Origin of the sequence: Sphingopyxis sp. Q841, from assembly GCF_052384365.1 — a bacterium.
Lineage (GTDB): Bacteria > Pseudomonadota > Alphaproteobacteria > Sphingomonadales > Sphingomonadaceae > Sphingopyxis > Sphingopyxis terrae_A.
Genome location: NZ_JBQSUM010000001.1, coordinates 1,557,789 through 1,572,765, shown reverse-complemented (window position 1 = coordinate 1,572,765; position 14,977 = coordinate 1,557,789). Strand labels below are relative to the sequence as shown.

Annotated in this window: 16 protein-coding genes (1 of these 16 running past the window's edge); 11 read left to right on the top strand and 5 right to left on the bottom strand. The window is 66.1% G+C overall.

Features of this window, described 5'->3' with window-relative positions; translation table 11 throughout:
- From metC to ACT17R_RS07725, 3 genes are read left to right on the top strand one after another with little or no spacing between them, the layout of a single operon-like run.
- On the top strand, window positions 1–1,218 hold the full coding sequence (metC, locus tag ACT17R_RS07735; RefSeq protein WP_186401504.1) for a cystathionine beta-lyase: 1,218 nt from the start codon (window positions 1–3) through the stop codon (window positions 1,216–1,218).
- On the top strand, window positions 1,218–2,207 hold the full coding sequence (locus tag ACT17R_RS07730) for a mechanosensitive ion channel family protein (protein ID WP_444809238.1): 990 nt from the start codon (window positions 1,218–1,220) through the stop codon (window positions 2,205–2,207). The genes metC and ACT17R_RS07730 overlap by 1 nt, the downstream gene beginning before the upstream one ends.
- A complete protein-coding gene (locus ACT17R_RS07725) occupies window positions 2,110–2,526 on the top strand; it encodes a mechanosensitive ion channel family protein (RefSeq protein ID WP_444809398.1) in 417 nt (138 codons plus the stop codon). The genes ACT17R_RS07730 and ACT17R_RS07725 overlap by 98 nt, the downstream gene beginning before the upstream one ends.
- Before the next feature lie 18 nt (window positions 2,527–2,544).
- Here the strand turns inward: ACT17R_RS07725 and ppa are convergent, their stop codons facing one another.
- On the bottom strand, window positions 2,545–3,081 hold the full coding sequence (gene ppa / locus ACT17R_RS07720; RefSeq protein WP_003041938.1) for an inorganic diphosphatase: 537 nt from the start codon (window positions 3,079–3,081) through the stop codon (window positions 2,545–2,547).
- Window positions 3,082–3,175: 94 nt separating this feature from the next.
- Complete coding sequence (locus ACT17R_RS07715; RefSeq protein WP_444809237.1) at window positions 3,176–5,113, bottom strand: M61 family metallopeptidase; 1,938 nt, start codon at window positions 5,111–5,113, stop codon at window positions 3,176–3,178.
- A 96-nt stretch (window positions 5,114–5,209) separates the two neighbouring features.
- Between ACT17R_RS07715 and hisS the strand changes: the two genes are divergently transcribed.
- The 6 genes from hisS to ACT17R_RS07685 all read left to right on the top strand — a co-directional run bounded on the left by hisS (window position 5,210) and on the right by ACT17R_RS07685 (window position 12,474).
- The gene (gene hisS / locus ACT17R_RS07710) at window positions 5,210–6,457 is read left to right on the top strand and encodes a histidine--tRNA ligase (RefSeq protein WP_444809236.1); all 1,248 of its coding nucleotides are present in this window, start codon (window positions 5,210–5,212) and stop codon (window positions 6,455–6,457) included.
- On the top strand, window positions 6,457–7,527 hold the full coding sequence (prfA, locus tag ACT17R_RS07705; protein WP_062901462.1) for a peptide chain release factor 1: 1,071 nt from the start codon (window positions 6,457–6,459) through the stop codon (window positions 7,525–7,527). The genes hisS and prfA overlap by 1 nt, the downstream gene beginning before the upstream one ends.
- Complete coding sequence (gene prmC, locus ACT17R_RS07700) at window positions 7,520–8,368, top strand: peptide chain release factor N(5)-glutamine methyltransferase (protein ID WP_444809235.1); 849 nt, start codon at window positions 7,520–7,522, stop codon at window positions 8,366–8,368. The genes prfA and prmC overlap by 8 nt, the downstream gene beginning before the upstream one ends.
- A gap of 246 nt (window positions 8,369–8,614) precedes the next feature.
- A complete protein-coding gene (locus tag ACT17R_RS07695; protein ID WP_217373587.1) occupies window positions 8,615–9,409 on the top strand; it encodes a DUF4167 domain-containing protein in 795 nt (264 codons plus the stop codon).
- 114 nt (window positions 9,410–9,523) lie between these two features.
- Window positions 9,524–10,879, top strand: a complete 1,356-nt coding sequence (locus tag ACT17R_RS07690) for a DUF4139 domain-containing protein (RefSeq protein WP_260833919.1) — start codon at window positions 9,524–9,526, stop codon at window positions 10,877–10,879.
- 8 nt (window positions 10,880–10,887) lie between these two features.
- Window positions 10,888–12,474 carry a DUF4139 domain-containing protein gene (locus ACT17R_RS07685; protein ID WP_444809234.1) on the top strand — a complete coding sequence of 529 codons (1,587 nt, stop codon included), beginning with the start codon at window positions 10,888–10,890 and terminating at the stop codon, window positions 12,472–12,474.
- Window positions 12,475–12,480: 6 nt separating this feature from the next.
- On the opposite strand, the gene ACT17R_RS07680 is transcribed toward ACT17R_RS07685, so the two are convergent.
- On the bottom strand, window positions 12,481–12,858 hold the full coding sequence (locus ACT17R_RS07680) for an acyl-CoA thioesterase (RefSeq protein ID WP_003041896.1): 378 nt from the start codon (window positions 12,856–12,858) through the stop codon (window positions 12,481–12,483).
- A complete protein-coding gene (locus ACT17R_RS07675) occupies window positions 12,855–13,157 on the bottom strand; it encodes a hypothetical protein (protein WP_058812393.1) in 303 nt (100 codons plus the stop codon). Before ACT17R_RS07675 ends, ACT17R_RS07680 begins: the two co-directional genes overlap by 4 nt.
- A 132-nt stretch (window positions 13,158–13,289) precedes the next feature.
- Between ACT17R_RS07675 and ACT17R_RS07670 the strand changes: the two genes are divergently transcribed.
- Together ACT17R_RS07670 and ACT17R_RS07665 are read left to right on the top strand one after the other, a co-directional pair.
- A complete protein-coding gene (locus ACT17R_RS07670; protein ID WP_263587909.1) occupies window positions 13,290–13,715 on the top strand; it encodes a CBS domain-containing protein in 426 nt (141 codons plus the stop codon).
- A 54-nt stretch (window positions 13,716–13,769) separates the two neighbouring features.
- On the top strand, window positions 13,770–14,699 hold the full coding sequence (locus ACT17R_RS07665; RefSeq protein ID WP_186401512.1) for a hypothetical protein: 930 nt from the start codon (window positions 13,770–13,772) through the stop codon (window positions 14,697–14,699).
- A gap of 15 nt (window positions 14,700–14,714) precedes the next feature.
- Here ACT17R_RS07665 and ACT17R_RS07660 read toward each other — a convergent pair whose 3' ends face one another.
- Window positions 14,715–14,977: the 3' portion of a lipopolysaccharide biosynthesis protein gene (locus ACT17R_RS07660; RefSeq protein WP_444809233.1), read on the bottom strand. It continues 1,264 nt past the right edge of the window; the window shows 263 of its 1,527 coding nt (coding positions 1,265–1,527); its start codon lies off the right edge, out of view; it ends in the stop codon at window positions 14,715–14,717.

The window sequence follows — 14,977 nt, the reverse complement described above, 5'->3', positions numbered from 1 at the left end:
GTGGCCGGCCCGGCGGACAAGGATGATCGACGCCGCCCCGCGACGAAGCTCGTGCAGGGCGGACGGCGGCCCGAATGGACGGGTGACCCTCGGCTTGGCGGGGGCATCGTCAATCCGCCGGTCTGGCGTGCCTCGACGATCCTTTATGACAGTATCGCCGATCTGAAGGCGCGCGGCCATGCGACGCACGACAAGCTCTATTACGGCCGCCGCGGTACGCCGACGGTATGGGCGCTTGCCGACGCGCTGACCGAACTCGAGCCGGGCGCGGAGGGCACGCTGCTCTATCCTTCGGGCGTTGCAGCGATATCGGCGGGGCTGCTTGCGCTGCTCGCGCCGGGCGATCATCTGCTGATGGTAGACAGCGCCTATGAACCGACGCGAAGCTTTTGCGACGGCATGCTCGCGCGGTTCGGCGTGCGGACCAGCTATTATGATCCGTGCGTCGGCGCGCGCATCGCCGATCTGATCGAACCCGAAACGCGGCTGATCTTCCTCGAATCGCCGGGCAGCCTGACCTTCGAGGTCCAGGATGTGCCAGCGATCACGCGCATCGCCCGCGAACGCGGCGTCGTGACGATGCTCGACAATACCTGGGCGACCCCGCTGCTCTTTCCGGCGATCGCCCATGGCGTCGACGTGACGATGATGAGCCTGACCAAATATGTCGGCGGTCACTCGGACGCGATGATGGGATCGCTCACCGCGACGCGCAGCCTCTGGCCGCGGCTGCGGCAGGCGACCTATCAGCTCGGCCATTCGGTATCGCCCGACGATTGCGCGCTGATGCTGCGCGGACTGCGCACGCTCGATGTGCGGCTGGAGCGCCACGGCGCCAATGCGCTTGCGGTGGCGCGTTGGCTTGCGGCGCGGCCCGAGGTCGGGCGGGTTCTCTATCCGGCGCTCGCGGACGATCCGGGCCATGCGCTTTGGACGCGCGATTTTTCGGGGGCGAGCGGCCTGTTCGGCTTTACGCTGAAAGGCGCGGGCGATGCTGCCCGCGCGCGCTTTATCGACACGCTCGCTCTGTTCGGCATCGGTTTCAGCTGGGGCGGCTTCGAAAGCCTGGTGGTACCAAGCGATCCGCAGACGATTCGCACCGCGACCGATTGGACCGATCCCGATGCGCTCATCCGCCTGTCGATCGGGCTCGAGGATCCGGTCGACCTGATCGCCGATCTCGAACGCGGATTCGCGGCGCTCGGCGGCGCATCTTGATGGACGCGCTGCTCCTCCGGCTGGGCTTGCCGCGCATGGCGGAGGCCCAGCTGGCGGAGCTCGGCGTCGCCGCGATGATCGCCGGAGCGGCCTTGATCGTCGGCTGGACGCTGAAGGTTCGGCTCGGGCCGCAGCTGGCCAACTGGCTCCATGGCCGCGAACGCCATTCGCGCGGGCCGCTGACCGAACGAGCACCCGCGATTCTCGGCTGGCTGGTCGCGCTTCTGATCGCCGGAATCGGCTGGAGCGCCTGGGCCTGGACGCCCTATCCCGCGCTGCTGCTCGGGCTGGTGCTCGCTTTCTCGGCCGCGGCGACGGCGCGCAATCTGGTGCTGGGCGTCGGGCTGGGCCGCGTTCCGGCGCTGATGCTGGCGGCGGTGCTGTTCGTGGCGCTGTTGTCGCACGTCGTCGGCGGACTGGAGACCCTGCAGGACCGGCTCGATGCGATCGGCTTCAGCGCCGGGCGCATGCATGTCTCGCTGCTGTCGCTCATCAATATCGCCCTGACGGCGCTGGTGCTGTTCCTGCTGGTGCGTATCGCCAACCGGGTCGTGCGGCGCGTCGTGCGCGGCGGTCCCGACCTCGATCCCACGCAGCAATTGCTGGTCGAAAAGATTGCGAGCGTTGTGATCGTGATTGCGGCCTTTTTCGTCGGCATTGACCTGCTCGGCATCGATCTGACCGCCTTTGCGGTCTTTTCGGGTGCGCTCGGGCTCGCCGTCGGTTTCGGCCTGCAAAAGACGTTCGGCAATCTGATCGCCGGAATCATCCTGCTGATGGATCGGTCGATCAAGCCGGGTGATGTCATCGTCGTCGCCGATGCGGTGGGACGGGTGAACAAGATCGGGGGTGCGCGCGGTGTCGGTCATCACGCGCGATGGCAAGGAACATCTGATTCCGAACGAACTGCTGATGACCGAGCGGGTCGAGAATTGGAGTTATTCGAGCCGCGAAGTGCGAATCAAGATGGCGGTCGGCGTCAGCTATGACAGCGATCTGCGGCTGGCGCAGCGATTGATGCTCGAGGCCGCCGACGAAGCGCCGCGCGTTCTCAAAAAGCCCGCCCCGGTGTGCTGGATCACCGGTTTCGGCGACAGCGCGGTCAACCATGAACTGCGGCTGTGGATTTCGGACCCCGAAGGTGGGCTCGGCAATATCCAGGGCGACGTTTTTCTCCGCATCTGGGACAAGTTCAAGGCGGCGGGAATCGAGATTCCCTTTCCGCAGCGCGACGTCCATGTCCGCTCGCTGCCCGAAAAAACGCCCGCCGCGGCAAAGCCGAAGCGGGCGTCTCGAAAGCCGGGCTGAGCGATACCGCTGCCCGCGTCAGAATCCCTTGGCCTTGGCGCGTTCGATTCCCTGAAGAATGATCGCCTTGGCTTCGTCGACGTCGCCCCAGCCCCCAAGTTTCACCCATTTGCCGGGTTCGAGATCCTTGTAGTGCGCAAAGAAATGCTCGATCTGCTGCAGCACGATTGGCGGCATGTCGGAGTAGCTTGCGACGTTCGCATAATAAGGGAAGGTCGAATTGACCGGCACGCACAGAAGCTTTTCGTCGCCGCCGCCATCGTCTTCCATTTTGAGGACGCCGATCGGGCGGCATTTGACGACCGCACCGGCAACCACCGGCGACCGCGCAACCACCAAGGCATCGAGCGGATCGCCGTCTTCGCCCAGCGTATGCGGAATGAAGCCATAATTGGCGGGATAGCGCATCGGCGTGTGCAGGAAGCGATCGACGAACAGCGCGCCCGACGCCTTGTCGAATTCATATTTCACCGGCTCGCCGCCGATCGGCACCTCGATCAGCACGTTGAGGCTGTCGGGCGGACTGTCGCCGGCGGGGATCAGGTCGATGCGCATGGGAGAGTATCCTTATCTGGTGATTTGCGCGCGCCTTTAGCGCCCGTGGGCGCCGAAAGTCGAGGCCATTACGACCAAAGATAGGCCGGCGCGATCAGAGCGCGCGTTTGGGCGCGAGCAGCCGGTCGAACCAGTCGGGCCCCGTGCCGACCTTTTCAAGGTGCGGCCAGCGCAGCCCGCCATGATAGTCGATCTCGACCGTCCGGTAGCGGCCGCCGCGTTCGACGAGCAGCCGAACCGGTGTCTTGCCGTCGGCGGCGGCACGGATCGCCGCCTCCAACCGCTCGCGGTTATAGGCCATGCCATCGACCGCGAGGATTTTGGTGCCGTTTATGATGTCGGCGCGAAAGGCGGGGCCGTCCCACAGGATGCTGCCGGCGACGCCGTCCTTGTCCACCGTCATGCCCAGCGAATGGGTGAGGTCGAAATTCTTCGCCCGTGCCATCCGCGCCCGGTCATAGGCGTTGGGAGCATCGCGCCAGACAAGGCGGTAGCCCGCCTTTTCGATACCGCCAACGGGCGCCGGTTGGCCCGGTTCCTGAAGCCGCGTGCGCAGGAACTTGTCCCAATCATAGGGATAGACGGCGTTGAGCGCCGCGACGACATCGGCAAAATTATAGGTAACCTCGCCCCAGTCGCCATCGCGGCCGCCGAAGAAGCCGCGCGCGAAATCATCGAGGCTCTTGGCATTGTTGGTCGCGTTTCGAATCAGCATGTCGGCCTCGAGCCAGACAAGCGAGCCTTCGTTGTAATAATCCTCGGTGCGCGTCGCGCTGGGGAAGGGGCGCGGCTTGCGCGCCGCGATCACCGGATCGAGCGTCGTATCCTCGACCGATCGCCATGCGCGCCCGGGCTGGACGCTGTAGAAGGCGGCGTTGCTCGCCCATTCGCCGAGGATCGTGTCCTTCGACTGCATCCCCGACCGGCCGGCGAGAACCAGATCCCAAAAGCTCGTCTGGCCTTCATAGACCCACAGCAGATTGCCCTGCATCGGGGTGCGATAGTCGGGGGTCCATAATTTGTCGGGGCGGCGATATTTGCCGTTCCAGCTATGCACGAATTCGTGCGGCAGCAGCCCGCGATCCGAATCGCCATCATCCCATTTGATGAAATAGTCGGTGCCGCGGCTGTTCTCGCTGCTGCGATGATGCTCAAGGCCAATGCCGCCCAGCTCGTCGGTCAGGGCGAGCAGAAATTCGTAGCGGTCGAAATGCTTCGTCCCGAACAGCGCCAGCGTTTCCGACACCAGCGCCGCGTGCCGCGCGATCTGGTCGGGCGTCGCGTCGAGATATTTGGCCTCATCGGCGACGACGTTCAGCGTGACATTCTGACCCAGATCCCATTTGCGGAAATAGCGCCCCGCAAACATCGGGCTGTCGACCAGCGTTTCATAGCTCGTCGGCGCATAGCTGTAGCGGTTGCCCGAAATCTTGAGCCCGTCGAGCGCTGCGGCGCCGGTCCAGCCTTCGGGCAGCGTCAGGTCGAGCTGGACCGGAATCTGGCGCGTGAAATAGCCCGCGGGGTACATGCTGACCTGTTCCCATTGCAGGTTCATCATCGCCGGCGTCACCACGACCCGACCCTCGCTGCTGCGCGTCGGCGACAGGAAGTCGAAGGCGATGTCGATGCTCTTGGTGCCGGCGGGCACGTCGATGTCGAAGGCGTAGACGTCGGTCGGTTGCCGCGTCCAGCCGAGCGGCTGGCCGCCGGCGCTCGCCTTGAACCCCGCTATTTCGGCGATTGCGCCGCGCGGTGCGTGCTTGCCGGGAAGCCATTGCGGATAGAGCAGGGTGAATTTGCCCGCGCGCGGCACCGGAATGGTCTGGCGCACGCGATAGACGCCGCGGGCAAAGTCGGTCGCATCGACCTTGAGCAGCATCATGCCGGGATAGGGTTTGTCGGCGGGCAGCGGGATCACATGGGGCTGAACCACCGGTTGCGGTCGGCTGTTGGCCTCCTGGGCGGCGGTGGCGGATACAAACAGGGCGGGGGCCGCAATCAGCGCGGCGGCGACGAACGGTGCTTTTTTCATGGGCAGCGACTCTGCCGCCAAATGCCGCCGCCGTCCAGCGCGGGCTTGCGCAAGCGCGCTTTGCCTTTCGCCGAAAAAAGATTAGACGCGCGGCGCATGAGCAAGGACAAAAACGCGAAGATCAGCGTCCCCCAGCCGGTGCGCGGCACTCAGGACATGCTCGGCGATTTCGCCGACCGGTTCGCGCATGTCGTCGACGCGTTCGACCGGGTGCGCCGCCTCTATGGTTTCAAGCGCGTCGAGGTGCCGGTGATCGAGCCGACCGCGGTGTTTGCCCGCTCGCTCGGCGAAACGACCGACGTCGTGTCGAAGGAAATGTATTCGTTCGAGGATCGCGGCGGCGAATCGATCACGCTGCGCCCCGAATTCACGGCCGGCATCGCGCGCGCCTATATCACCAACGGCTGGCAGCAGTTTGCGCCGCTGAAGGTCGCGACGCACGGTCCGCTGTTCCGGTACGAGCGCCCGCAGAAGGGCCGCTACCGCCAGTTTCACCAGCTCGATGCCGAAGTGATCGGCAGCGACAGCTCGCTCGCCGATGCCGAACTGCTCGTCTTCGCCGACCAGCTTTTGAAGGAGCTGGGCGTCGCCGACGGCGTGACGCTGACGCTCAACACGCTGGGCGATGCGCCAAGCCGCGATGCGTGGCGCGCGGCGCTGGTCGAGCATTTCGAGGCCCACAAGGGCGACCTGTCCGAAGACAGCCTGGCGCGGCTCGACAAAAATCCGCTGCGGATACTGGACAGCAAGGATCCCAAGGATCGCCCGGTTGCCGACAGCGCCCCCGACATCGACGCGTTTCTGACCGCCGAAGCCCAGGATTTCTTTGGCGCGGTCACGTCCGGTCTCGACGCCGCGGGCGTCGCGTGGGACCGCAACGCGCGGCTGGTGCGCGGGCTCGACTATTACCGCCACACTGCCTTTGAGTTCGTCACCGACCGGCTGGGCGCCCAGGGCACCGTGCTCGGCGGCGGGCGCTACGACGGCCTTATCGAAGCGCTCGGCGGCCCTCCGACCGCGGCGGTCGGCTGGGCGGCGGGGATTGAGCGGCTGGCGATGTTGCTTGGCGACGATGCGATCGACACGCGCCTCGACGCGGTGATTGCGGTCGAGGACGATGGCCAGCTCGCACTTGCGATGCGGGCTCTTGCAGCGCTTCGTACCGGAGGCTTCGCCACCGAAATTGTGGCGACCGGGTCGCCGCGCAAGCGTTTCGACAAGGCTGCAAAAATTCCGGCGCAAGCGCTGGTGTCAATCGGAACGCGCGACGGTTCACCGCATGTCAACGTGCGCGGCGACGGAGAGCGGGCGCGCGCGATCGAGGCGCTCGTCCGCGCACTGTGATGACCAGCGTTTCTGAAAAACAGATCGACGCCATCATCGAACGGCATGCCGCGCTGCAGGCGCGCATGGCGACGGGCGATATGGCGCCCGCCGATTTCGTTGCGGCATCGAAGGAATTTGCCGAGCTCGAACCGGTCGCCAGGGCGGCGGCCGAAGTGATGCGGCTGCGCGGTGAGCTGGTGTCGCTCGCCGAGATGCTCGCCGATCCCGAGATGAAGGCGATGGCCGCCGAGGAAATCGCCGCGCTCGAGGAAGCGCTGCCCGCCGCCGAGCATGACCTTGCCATCAAGCTGCTGCCCAAGGATGTCGCCGACGAACGCGCCGCGATGCTCGAAATCCGCGCCGGCACCGGCGGCGACGAGGCGGCGCTGTTCGCGGGCGACCTTTTGCGCATGTACAGCCGCTATGCCGACAGCCAGGGCTGGAAGGTCGAGATCATCTCGGCCAACGAGGCCGAGGTTGGCGGCTACAAGGAAGTCGTCGCGTCGGTGAGCGGTCAGGGCGTCTTTGCGAAACTGAAATTCGAAAGCGGCGTCCACCGCGTCCAGCGCGTGCCGGTCACCGAAAGCGGCGGGCGCATCCACACCAGCGCTGCGACCGTCGCTGTGCTGCCCGAGGCTGAAGAGGTCGACGTTGCGATCAACGACAATGACCTAAAGATCGATATCTACCGCGCGTCGGGCGCCGGGGGCCAGCACGTCAACACGACCGATTCGGCGATCCGTATCACGCATATCCCTTCCGGCCTGGTCGTGATTCAGCAGGACCAGCGCAGCCAGCACAAGAATCGCGCCAAGGCGATGCAGGTGCTGCGCGCGCGGCTCTATGATCTGGAGCGCGAGAAGATCCACAGCGCCGAGGCATCGGCGCGCAAGTCGATGGTCGGGTCGGGCGACCGGTCGGAGCGCATCCGCACCTATAATTTCCCGCAAGGCCGCGTCACCGATCACCGCATCAACCTGACGCTCCACCGCCTGCCCGAGATATTGGAAGGGCAGATGGACGAACTGATCGACGCGCTGATCGCCGAGGATCAGGCGCAGCGGCTGGCGGGGCTTGCCGATGGCTGACCGGCGCGGCGAGGCGGATAATAATCTGCGCACCGCGACAAATCTCCTGTCCGCGACGAGCGACACGCCCCGGCTCGATGCCGAATTGCTGATGGCGCACGCGCTCGGGATCGACCGCCAGGCCCTGTTGCTCGATTCTTCGCGCTATGAGGTGCCCGAGAGTTTCGTGCAGCTGGTCGCGCGGCGCATGGGCAGCGAGCCGATCGCCTATATTGTCGGCTATCGCGATTTCTGGACGATCCGCCTCGAATTGGGCCCCGGCGTACTAATTCCGCGGCCCGACAGCGAAACGCTGATCGAGGCCGCCATCGCGCTTGCGCGCGGGCGCGAGGCGGACTGGCCGCGCACCATCCTCGATCTGGGCACCGGTCCGGGAACGCTGCTGCTCGCGGCGCTCGACGCTTTTCGGGGCGCGACGGGGCTGGGAGTCGATGCGTCGGAACAGGCGCTCGCCTATGCCCGCGACAATGCGGAAGCGTTGGGCTTCGCGGCGCGGACGACGTTCCGCGCGGGCGACTGGGCGGCGGGGCTCGATGGCGCGTTCGACCTCATTTTATGTAACCCGCCCTATATCGCCGACGACGAGGCGCTGATGCCTGACGTTGCCGATCATGAACCCGCAGAGGCGCTGTTCGCGGGCGCCGACGGGTTGGACGACTATCGCCGGATCATTCCCGATCTGCCGCGCCTGCTGGCACCCGGCGGAGCCGCGATCCTTGAAATCGGGCATCAGCAACGCATATCGGTGTCGCAGCTGGCTGAGGCGGCGGGTTTCGCCGTCGCCTGTCGCCGCGACATCGGCGGCCGCGATCGGGCGCTGGTGCTGACCCGGCCCGAATGATGCAGCGCAAGAATTTGCTTGGTTTCCGCCGCAAAGCCCTGTAGGGGCGGCCTACAGACCCGAGCGGGAACCTTCATTGGTCCGGCCGGTCTGCTTCCCACTTGCGATGCTCGTGCGGGGCTTTGGCCCGGTGCAGGCGGTAAGGGCAAAAACCGCGCGGCAAGCGCGGGCGCGGCGCGCAAATGGCGCGGTCGGCCAAAAGGGGTTGGCGTAGCTTATCAGCTTATCAGGATGTCTCAGTTGAACATGAACAACCGGCAGAGCGGTCGCCGTCGCGGCCGCAACAATAACAACAACCGTTCGCAGTCGGGTGGCGGCCGCGGCGGTGTCGACCAGGCCAATCGTATCGACAGCCGGGCGCGCGGCAACGCGGCGCAGATGATCGAGAAATACAAGAATCTCGCGCGCGACGCCCAGCTTTCGGGCGACCGTGTCCAGACCGAATATTATCTTCAGTTTGCCGACCATTATTTCCGCGTGCACAGCGATTTCCGCGCCCGCCAGGAAGAACGGAACGGCGGCGCGCCGGATCGCAACGATCGCCAGCGCGAAATTCGCGGCGTCGAGGATTTCGACGCGCACGACGACACCGATCTCGATAGCGACGACAATGACGGCGACCGCGATCAGAGCGAGAGCCGCGACCGCCAGGGCGACGACAATCGCGGCAACCGCCGCGATCGCGACCGCAATAATGACCGCAACAATGATCGCGGCAACGACCGGGGCAACCGTCGCAACAATCGCGATGCGGCGCGCAGCGATGACGATGCCGGTGGCGATGGCGAGAGCTCGACGGAAGCTGAAGCGAGCGAAGAGGCTGCACCGGCGCCGCGCCGCCGCGGCCCGCGCCGCGCCCGGCCCGAAGCTGCCGCGGAAGATAGCAGCAGCATCGACAGCGCCGCGCTGCCCCCCGCGATCGGGCGCAGCGAGCGCGCCGCCGAGGCTGAAACCGCCGACGCCGATGCGCCCGCGCCGAAGGCGCGCCGAACCCGCCGCACGCTCGCCGCGCGCGACACCGGGGTCGAAGCGGCCGAATAAGCCCGCGATTTCGCACTGGTTTTTACCAGCGACATGACCTAGCCTCCCGCCATCGTTCGCGATGGCTGGGGGAGAATATCGATGCGCCGGTTGGTCTTGGCTTTGGGCCCGGCGATGCTTGCCGGACTTGCACATCCCGCCTTGGCGCAGGACGGCGACCCTGCCACCGCGCAGGGCGATGTTGCGGTTACTATCTATAATAATGGCCAGTCGCTGGTGCAGGACGCGCGCCAGCTCTCGGTCACGCGCGGCCGCAACCGGATCGAATTTCCCGACGTTTCGGCGCGCATCCGGCCCGAAACGGTTACGCTCTCGGGTACCGGCCTCTCGATCGTCGAACAGAATTTCGATTTCGACCTGCTCACCCCCGACAAGCTCATGGACAAGGCGGTCGGCCAGTCGGTGACGCTGGTCCGCACCAATCCCGCGACTGGCGCGGAGAAGAGCGAGCGGGCCAAGGTGCTTGCGGCGAACGGCGGCATCGTTCTGCAGATCGGCGACCGGATCGAGGTGTTGCGCGACGACGGCCTGCCCGTGCGCACCGTGTTCGACCGCCTGCCGCCCAATTTGCGCGCGCGGCCGACGCTGTCGGTGACGGTCGACGCTGCCGAGGCGGGCGCGGTGCCGGCGCGACTTTCCTATCTGACGCCCAATCTGGGCTGGACCGCCGATTATGTCGCGCTGTTCGATGCGGCGAAGGGCGCGATGGATCTTCAGGGCTGGGTGACGCTGACCAACACGACGGGTACGACCTTCACCAATGCGCGCACCCTCTTGGTGGCGGGCAATCCCAATGGCGGCGGTGGCGGCTTCACCCGGCTTGCCGGGACGATGGACAGCGCGGGCACCGAATCGAACGATCGCGAGCGGCTGGGTGACTATTATCTCTATCCGCTGCCCGCACGCACCACGATCGCCAATGCGCAGCAGAAGCAGGTCAGCTTCCTCGACGTGAAGAGTGCGCCGGCTAAGTCGACCTATGAATTCACCAATCGCTGGCTCGGCAGTAGCAACGATCCGGTCAGCGCGGCGAGCGTGCTGCGCTTTTCGACCTCGCGCCAGGGCGGGCTCGGTGACCAGCTGCCCGCGGGAACGATCCGCGTCTATATGCGCGACGCGCGCGGCGATCCGCAATTCATCGGCGAAAATCGCATCGACCATACCCCGATGGGTTCGGCGATGTCGCTGCGCACCGGCGATGCGTTCGATGTCAAGGTGCTGCCCACCATCGTCTCGCGCACGCGCAAGGGCGATTCGCGCTGGGTGACGAAGATGAAATATACCCTCAGCAACGCGCGGCCGGGTCCGATCACGGTCCAACTGGCACAGGACGGGCTGTGGGGCGATGTGCGGATCGTCGACGAAAGCATGAAGAGCGAACGCGTCTCCGCCGACCGCGTCGAATGGCAGGTGCCGGTCCCCGCCAACGGCAAGGCCGACGTCACCGTCACTTTCGACACCCGCTACTGAGCTGCGGCGTGGCGCGCGGCTGGCCGCTGTTGATCTGGGCCGCGGCGCTGCTCGCGCCGCCGCCGGCGCTTGCGCAGACCGAGCGCCCGATCGTCGTTTCGGCGGCGGCGCAGGATGTCGCGGTCACCGTCTATCGTGCGCCGAATCGCGGTAGCGGGCCAATCGATCCGCGCTGGCCGCGCGGCTTTGCCTTCATCACCGAAAGCCGCCGCGTGACGCTGCCCGCCGGGGTGTCGGTCGTGCGCTTCGAAGGCGTGGCCGAAGGACTGCTCCCCGAAACCGCTGTGGTGAGCGGGCTTCCCGACGGGGTAATCGAAAAGAACCGCGATGCTCGCCTGCTTTCCCCCGCCGGGCTCGTCGACGCTTATCTGAAGCGCCGGGTGACGCTTCGCCGCACCAATTTGAAGACAGGCAAGGCGATCGAGCAGGAGGCGGTGATCCAGGCCGGACCCAATGGCGGGGTCATCCTGGAAACCGCGAACGGGATCGAAGCGCTCGGCTGTTCGGGCCTGCCCGAACGCATGCTCTATCCGCGCGTCCCCAAGGATCTGTCGCCGCGTCCGACGCTGTCGGTGCTTGTCGAAAGCACAGCTCCGCGCACCGTCACCATTCAGCTTCTCTATCTGGCCGAAGGGTTCGACTGGGCGGCCAATTATGTCGCGAATCGCGGCGCCGACGACAAGACGCTCGACCTTACGGGATGGGTCACGGTCGCCAATGGCGGCGTGACGAGCTTTCCCAATGCCCAGCTCAATGTCATCGCCGGGCGGCTCAACAAGATGTACAGCCCGCCGCTGCCGCGCAGCACGGCGGGGCCGCTGGTGCTCAAATGCTGGCCGATGGATATCACGAGCACGCATCCCTATTGGGAGCTGCCGCCGATCGACGAGTATGAAAATTACGCCGCCGATGCAGCGCAGGAGGTCGTCGTTACCGCCCAGCGTCGGGGAGCTGCGATGCGCGCGCCGCCCGCTCCGGCCGCCCCGCCTCCCCCGCCACCACCTCCCCCGCCGCCGCCTCCCGAGGATCTTGGCGACCTCAAATTCTATCGCATCCCCTTTCGCGTCGATGTCGCGGCAAAGGGGCAGAAGCAGGTGGCGCTGCTCGCGCAGGGCGGTGTTGCGGCCGAACAGCTCTATGCGGGGTCGCTTTATAATTATGGCAATGGGCGGCCGCAGCCGCTGACGAACCGGCTGCGGGTCCAGAATCGCAAGGCGGACGGGCTTGGCCTCGCGCTTCCCGCGGGGGCGGCGATGGTCTTCGAAACGGTCGCGGGCGAGCCGCTGCTGGTCGGCGAGGCGAAAATCGGCGACAAGGCCGAGGGCGAGCGCGTCGATTATGATCTGGGGGCGAGTCCCGCGGTCCAGTATCGCACCGTCGTCCTTCCCGATTCGGATGCCGACCACCGGCTGTGGCAGGTGACGCTGACCAACGCGCGCCCGACCGACGCCGAGGTGGAACTGCTCATTCCCTTTGCCATTGACCCTGCCCCCGACGGCTGGGAGCGGCGCGGCAACAGCTGGGTCTGGCGCGTCCGCGTCCCAGCGAACGACCGCATCGAACAAAGCTTTCGCGAAAACCGCAAGGGCGGCTGAGTGCGTTCAGGCCGGCGGCAGCGGGCGCGGCCGGTGATTCTCGTCGAGCGCGACGAAAGTGAACAATCCCTCGGTGACCTTCACCTGTTCTTCGCCGCGGCCGCGGGTCGCGATCACCTCGATCCGGATGCCCATCGATGTGCGGCCGCGCCGTTCGAGATGGGCATAGACCGAGATGATGTCGCGCAGCAGGATCGGCGCGATGAATTCCATCGCCTCGATCGCCACCGTCGCGGTCGGCCCCTGCGCGATTCGCGCGGCGACGATCCCGCCCGCAATATCCATCTGCGCCAACACCCAGCCGCCAAAGATATGGCCGTTGCTGTTGATGTCGGCCGGCTGCGGCACGACGCGCAATATGGGGTCGCGAGGATTGTCGGTCATGGATTGAGGTCCGGGTCGTCCTTGAAGGGATCGTCGATCGATTCGTCGTGGCCGCTGCCGCTCGACAGAAAGACAAGTCCCATCAGCGCCGCGCCGAGCATGACCGAGAGGCCGACGCCCGCGGCGGTCGCGATCATCATGTGGATTGTCAGCGCCTCGCCCATGGTGAAGCGCAGCCAGCTCAGCGCGCCGACGACGGCGAGCAGCGAGACGATGCTCATCCCGCGCATCAGCCGGCGATAGCGCGCCCAGGCGACTTTCGAGGTATCGCGATTGTCGAGCGGCGAAGGTTTGACCATGCGCGCTTCCATGAACCAAGCCGCGGGCAAGGCCAAGCGGTAATGGCGACCCCCCGTTCGTTTCGCGCCCGCCGCGAATCATGATAGACTGCGTGGGCAACGACAGGACAATCGGGAAAGGAGCGCCAGCGCATGACGATCGGAGCGATTCTTCAGGGGCGGAGCGGTGCAGTGGTCGCGGCACGGACCGACGATATGGTGCGCGCGGTCGTCGATCTGCTTGCCCAGCATCGGATCGGAGCGGTGCCGGTACTCGACGGCGATTCGCTGGTCGGCATATTTTCCGAACGCGATTTCGTGCGCCTCGTCGCTTCCTACGGTCCCGAGGCGCTCGACCGCCGGCTCGACGATGTGATGACGCGATCGCCGGTGACCTGCGGTCCGGACATGGCGGTGATCGGCGCGCTGTCGCAGATGACGCAGAAGCGGATTCGCCATTTGCCGGTAGTCGATGGCAGCCGCCTGGTCGGATTCGTCTCGATCGGTGACCTCGTCAAATATCGTATCGACAAGATCGAGGCCGAGGCGGCGGCGATGCGCGACTATATTGCCGGCTGACCCGCTGCTTCGGCTCCTATTGAAAATTAATCGGTTGGCGGTAACGCGAAGACTATGAAGCGCGTCGTCGACCGGATCCAGTGGTATCGCAAGCAATGGGCACATCGGCGGCTGGCCGCCGGCGTGCTCAAGGCACGCCCCATCGTGCCCGCCGACGACGGCGTCATCTATTTCTCGATGATCGGTACGCGCGTGCTGCTGCCCTATCTCGTGTCGATCAAGTCGCTGTGGCACCAGGTGCCGCGCGGCCGTGTCGTGATTCTGGACGACGGCACGCTCACTGATGCTGACCGCAAACTGCTCGCTCATCATCTCGGCGATCCCGAGATTCGGGCGATCGCGGCGGTCGATACCGGCGATTGTCCGCGCGGCGGGACGTGGGAGCGGTTGCTGACCATCCTCGACCTGCGCGCGGACGCCTATGTCGTCCAGGTCGATTCGGACACGGTGACGGTCGGCCCGCTTCCCGAAGTCGCCGCGGCGATCGATGCCGGGCGCAGCTTTACGTTGAAGGGCGAGGCCGCCTCGCAGATCCTGCCGCTGGCGACAATCGCCGCGCAGGCGATCGAATCGCAGCGCTTCACCAATCCCGCGGCGCATGTGCAGGGGGCGATCGAATCGGGGATGGACCGGCTCGATCTGCCGGAGCTGGCGTCGCCGGCCTATGTACGTGGCTGCTCGGGGTTCGCGGGCTTCGCGCCGAGCGGTGAGGGGCGGCGAATCGCCGAAGCCTTTTCGCGCGAGGCGACGGCGCTGCTCGGCGCCGAGCGCTGGGCGCAATGGGGCAGCGAGCAGGTGACGTCGAACTTCGTCATCGCGAATCAGCCCGACCCGCTGTTGTTGCCCTACGAGCGCTACATCAATTTCTGGAACGAAGGCGTGCCGGAAGATGCGCGCTTCATCCATTTCATCGGGACGCACCGCTTTACCGGCGGCGCCTATGCCGATGCGACGCGACGCGCCGTCGCGATGCTGCCGCGCTGACGCAGCGGCGCCGGGTCAGGCCGCGGGATTGCCGCGCGCCATCGCGACCAGATCGCCGATCGTCTCGCGCGCGAAGAGCATGAGCCCGCCGACATAAGTCAGCGCGCCGATTCCGACGAGCAGGGCGAGCCGGGGCGCCATCGAAACTTGGGCGAGCAGGCGGCCGGCGACCATCACGGCGGCCGCCATCGCCATCGCGACGAGCACCGAGGGCAGGATGGCGCGGAGCAGGGCGCCCGCGCGCATCCCGATCACCGGAAGCGACCGCCACGCGGCGA

Excerpts from the sequence above, each read along its gene's own strand:
- hisS (WP_444809236.1), top strand. The coding sequence starts at position 5,210 with ATGAGCAAGGACAAAAACGCGAAGATCAGCGTCCCCCAGCCGGTGCGC.
- ACT17R_RS07730 (WP_444809238.1), top strand. The coding sequence starts at position 1,218 with ATGGACGCGCTGCTCCTCCGGCTGGGCTTGCCGCGCATGGCGGAGGCC.
- prfA (WP_062901462.1), top strand. The coding sequence starts at position 6,457 with ATGACCAGCGTTTCTGAAAAACAGATCGACGCCATCATCGAACGGCAT.
- ACT17R_RS07690 (WP_260833919.1), top strand. The coding sequence starts at position 9,524 with ATGCTTGCCGGACTTGCACATCCCGCCTTGGCGCAGGACGGCGACCCT.
- ACT17R_RS07665 (WP_186401512.1), top strand. The coding sequence starts at position 13,770 with ATGAAGCGCGTCGTCGACCGGATCCAGTGGTATCGCAAGCAATGGGCA.
- ACT17R_RS07675 (WP_058812393.1), bottom strand. The coding sequence starts at position 13,157 with ATGGTCAAACCTTCGCCGCTCGACAATCGCGATACCTCGAAAGTCGCC.
- ACT17R_RS07680 (WP_003041896.1), bottom strand. The coding sequence starts at position 12,858 with ATGACCGACAATCCTCGCGACCCCATATTGCGCGTCGTGCCGCAGCCG.
- ppa (WP_003041938.1), bottom strand. The coding sequence starts at position 3,081 with ATGCGCATCGACCTGATCCCCGCCGGCGACAGTCCGCCCGACAGCCTC.
- ACT17R_RS07695 (WP_217373587.1), top strand. The coding sequence starts at position 8,615 with ATGAACAACCGGCAGAGCGGTCGCCGTCGCGGCCGCAACAATAACAAC.
- prmC (WP_444809235.1), top strand. The coding sequence starts at position 7,520 with ATGGCTGACCGGCGCGGCGAGGCGGATAATAATCTGCGCACCGCGACA.
- ACT17R_RS07670 (WP_263587909.1), top strand. The coding sequence starts at position 13,290 with ATGACGATCGGAGCGATTCTTCAGGGGCGGAGCGGTGCAGTGGTCGCG.
- ACT17R_RS07715 (WP_444809237.1), bottom strand. The coding sequence starts at position 5,113 with ATGAAAAAAGCACCGTTCGTCGCCGCCGCGCTGATTGCGGCCCCCGCC.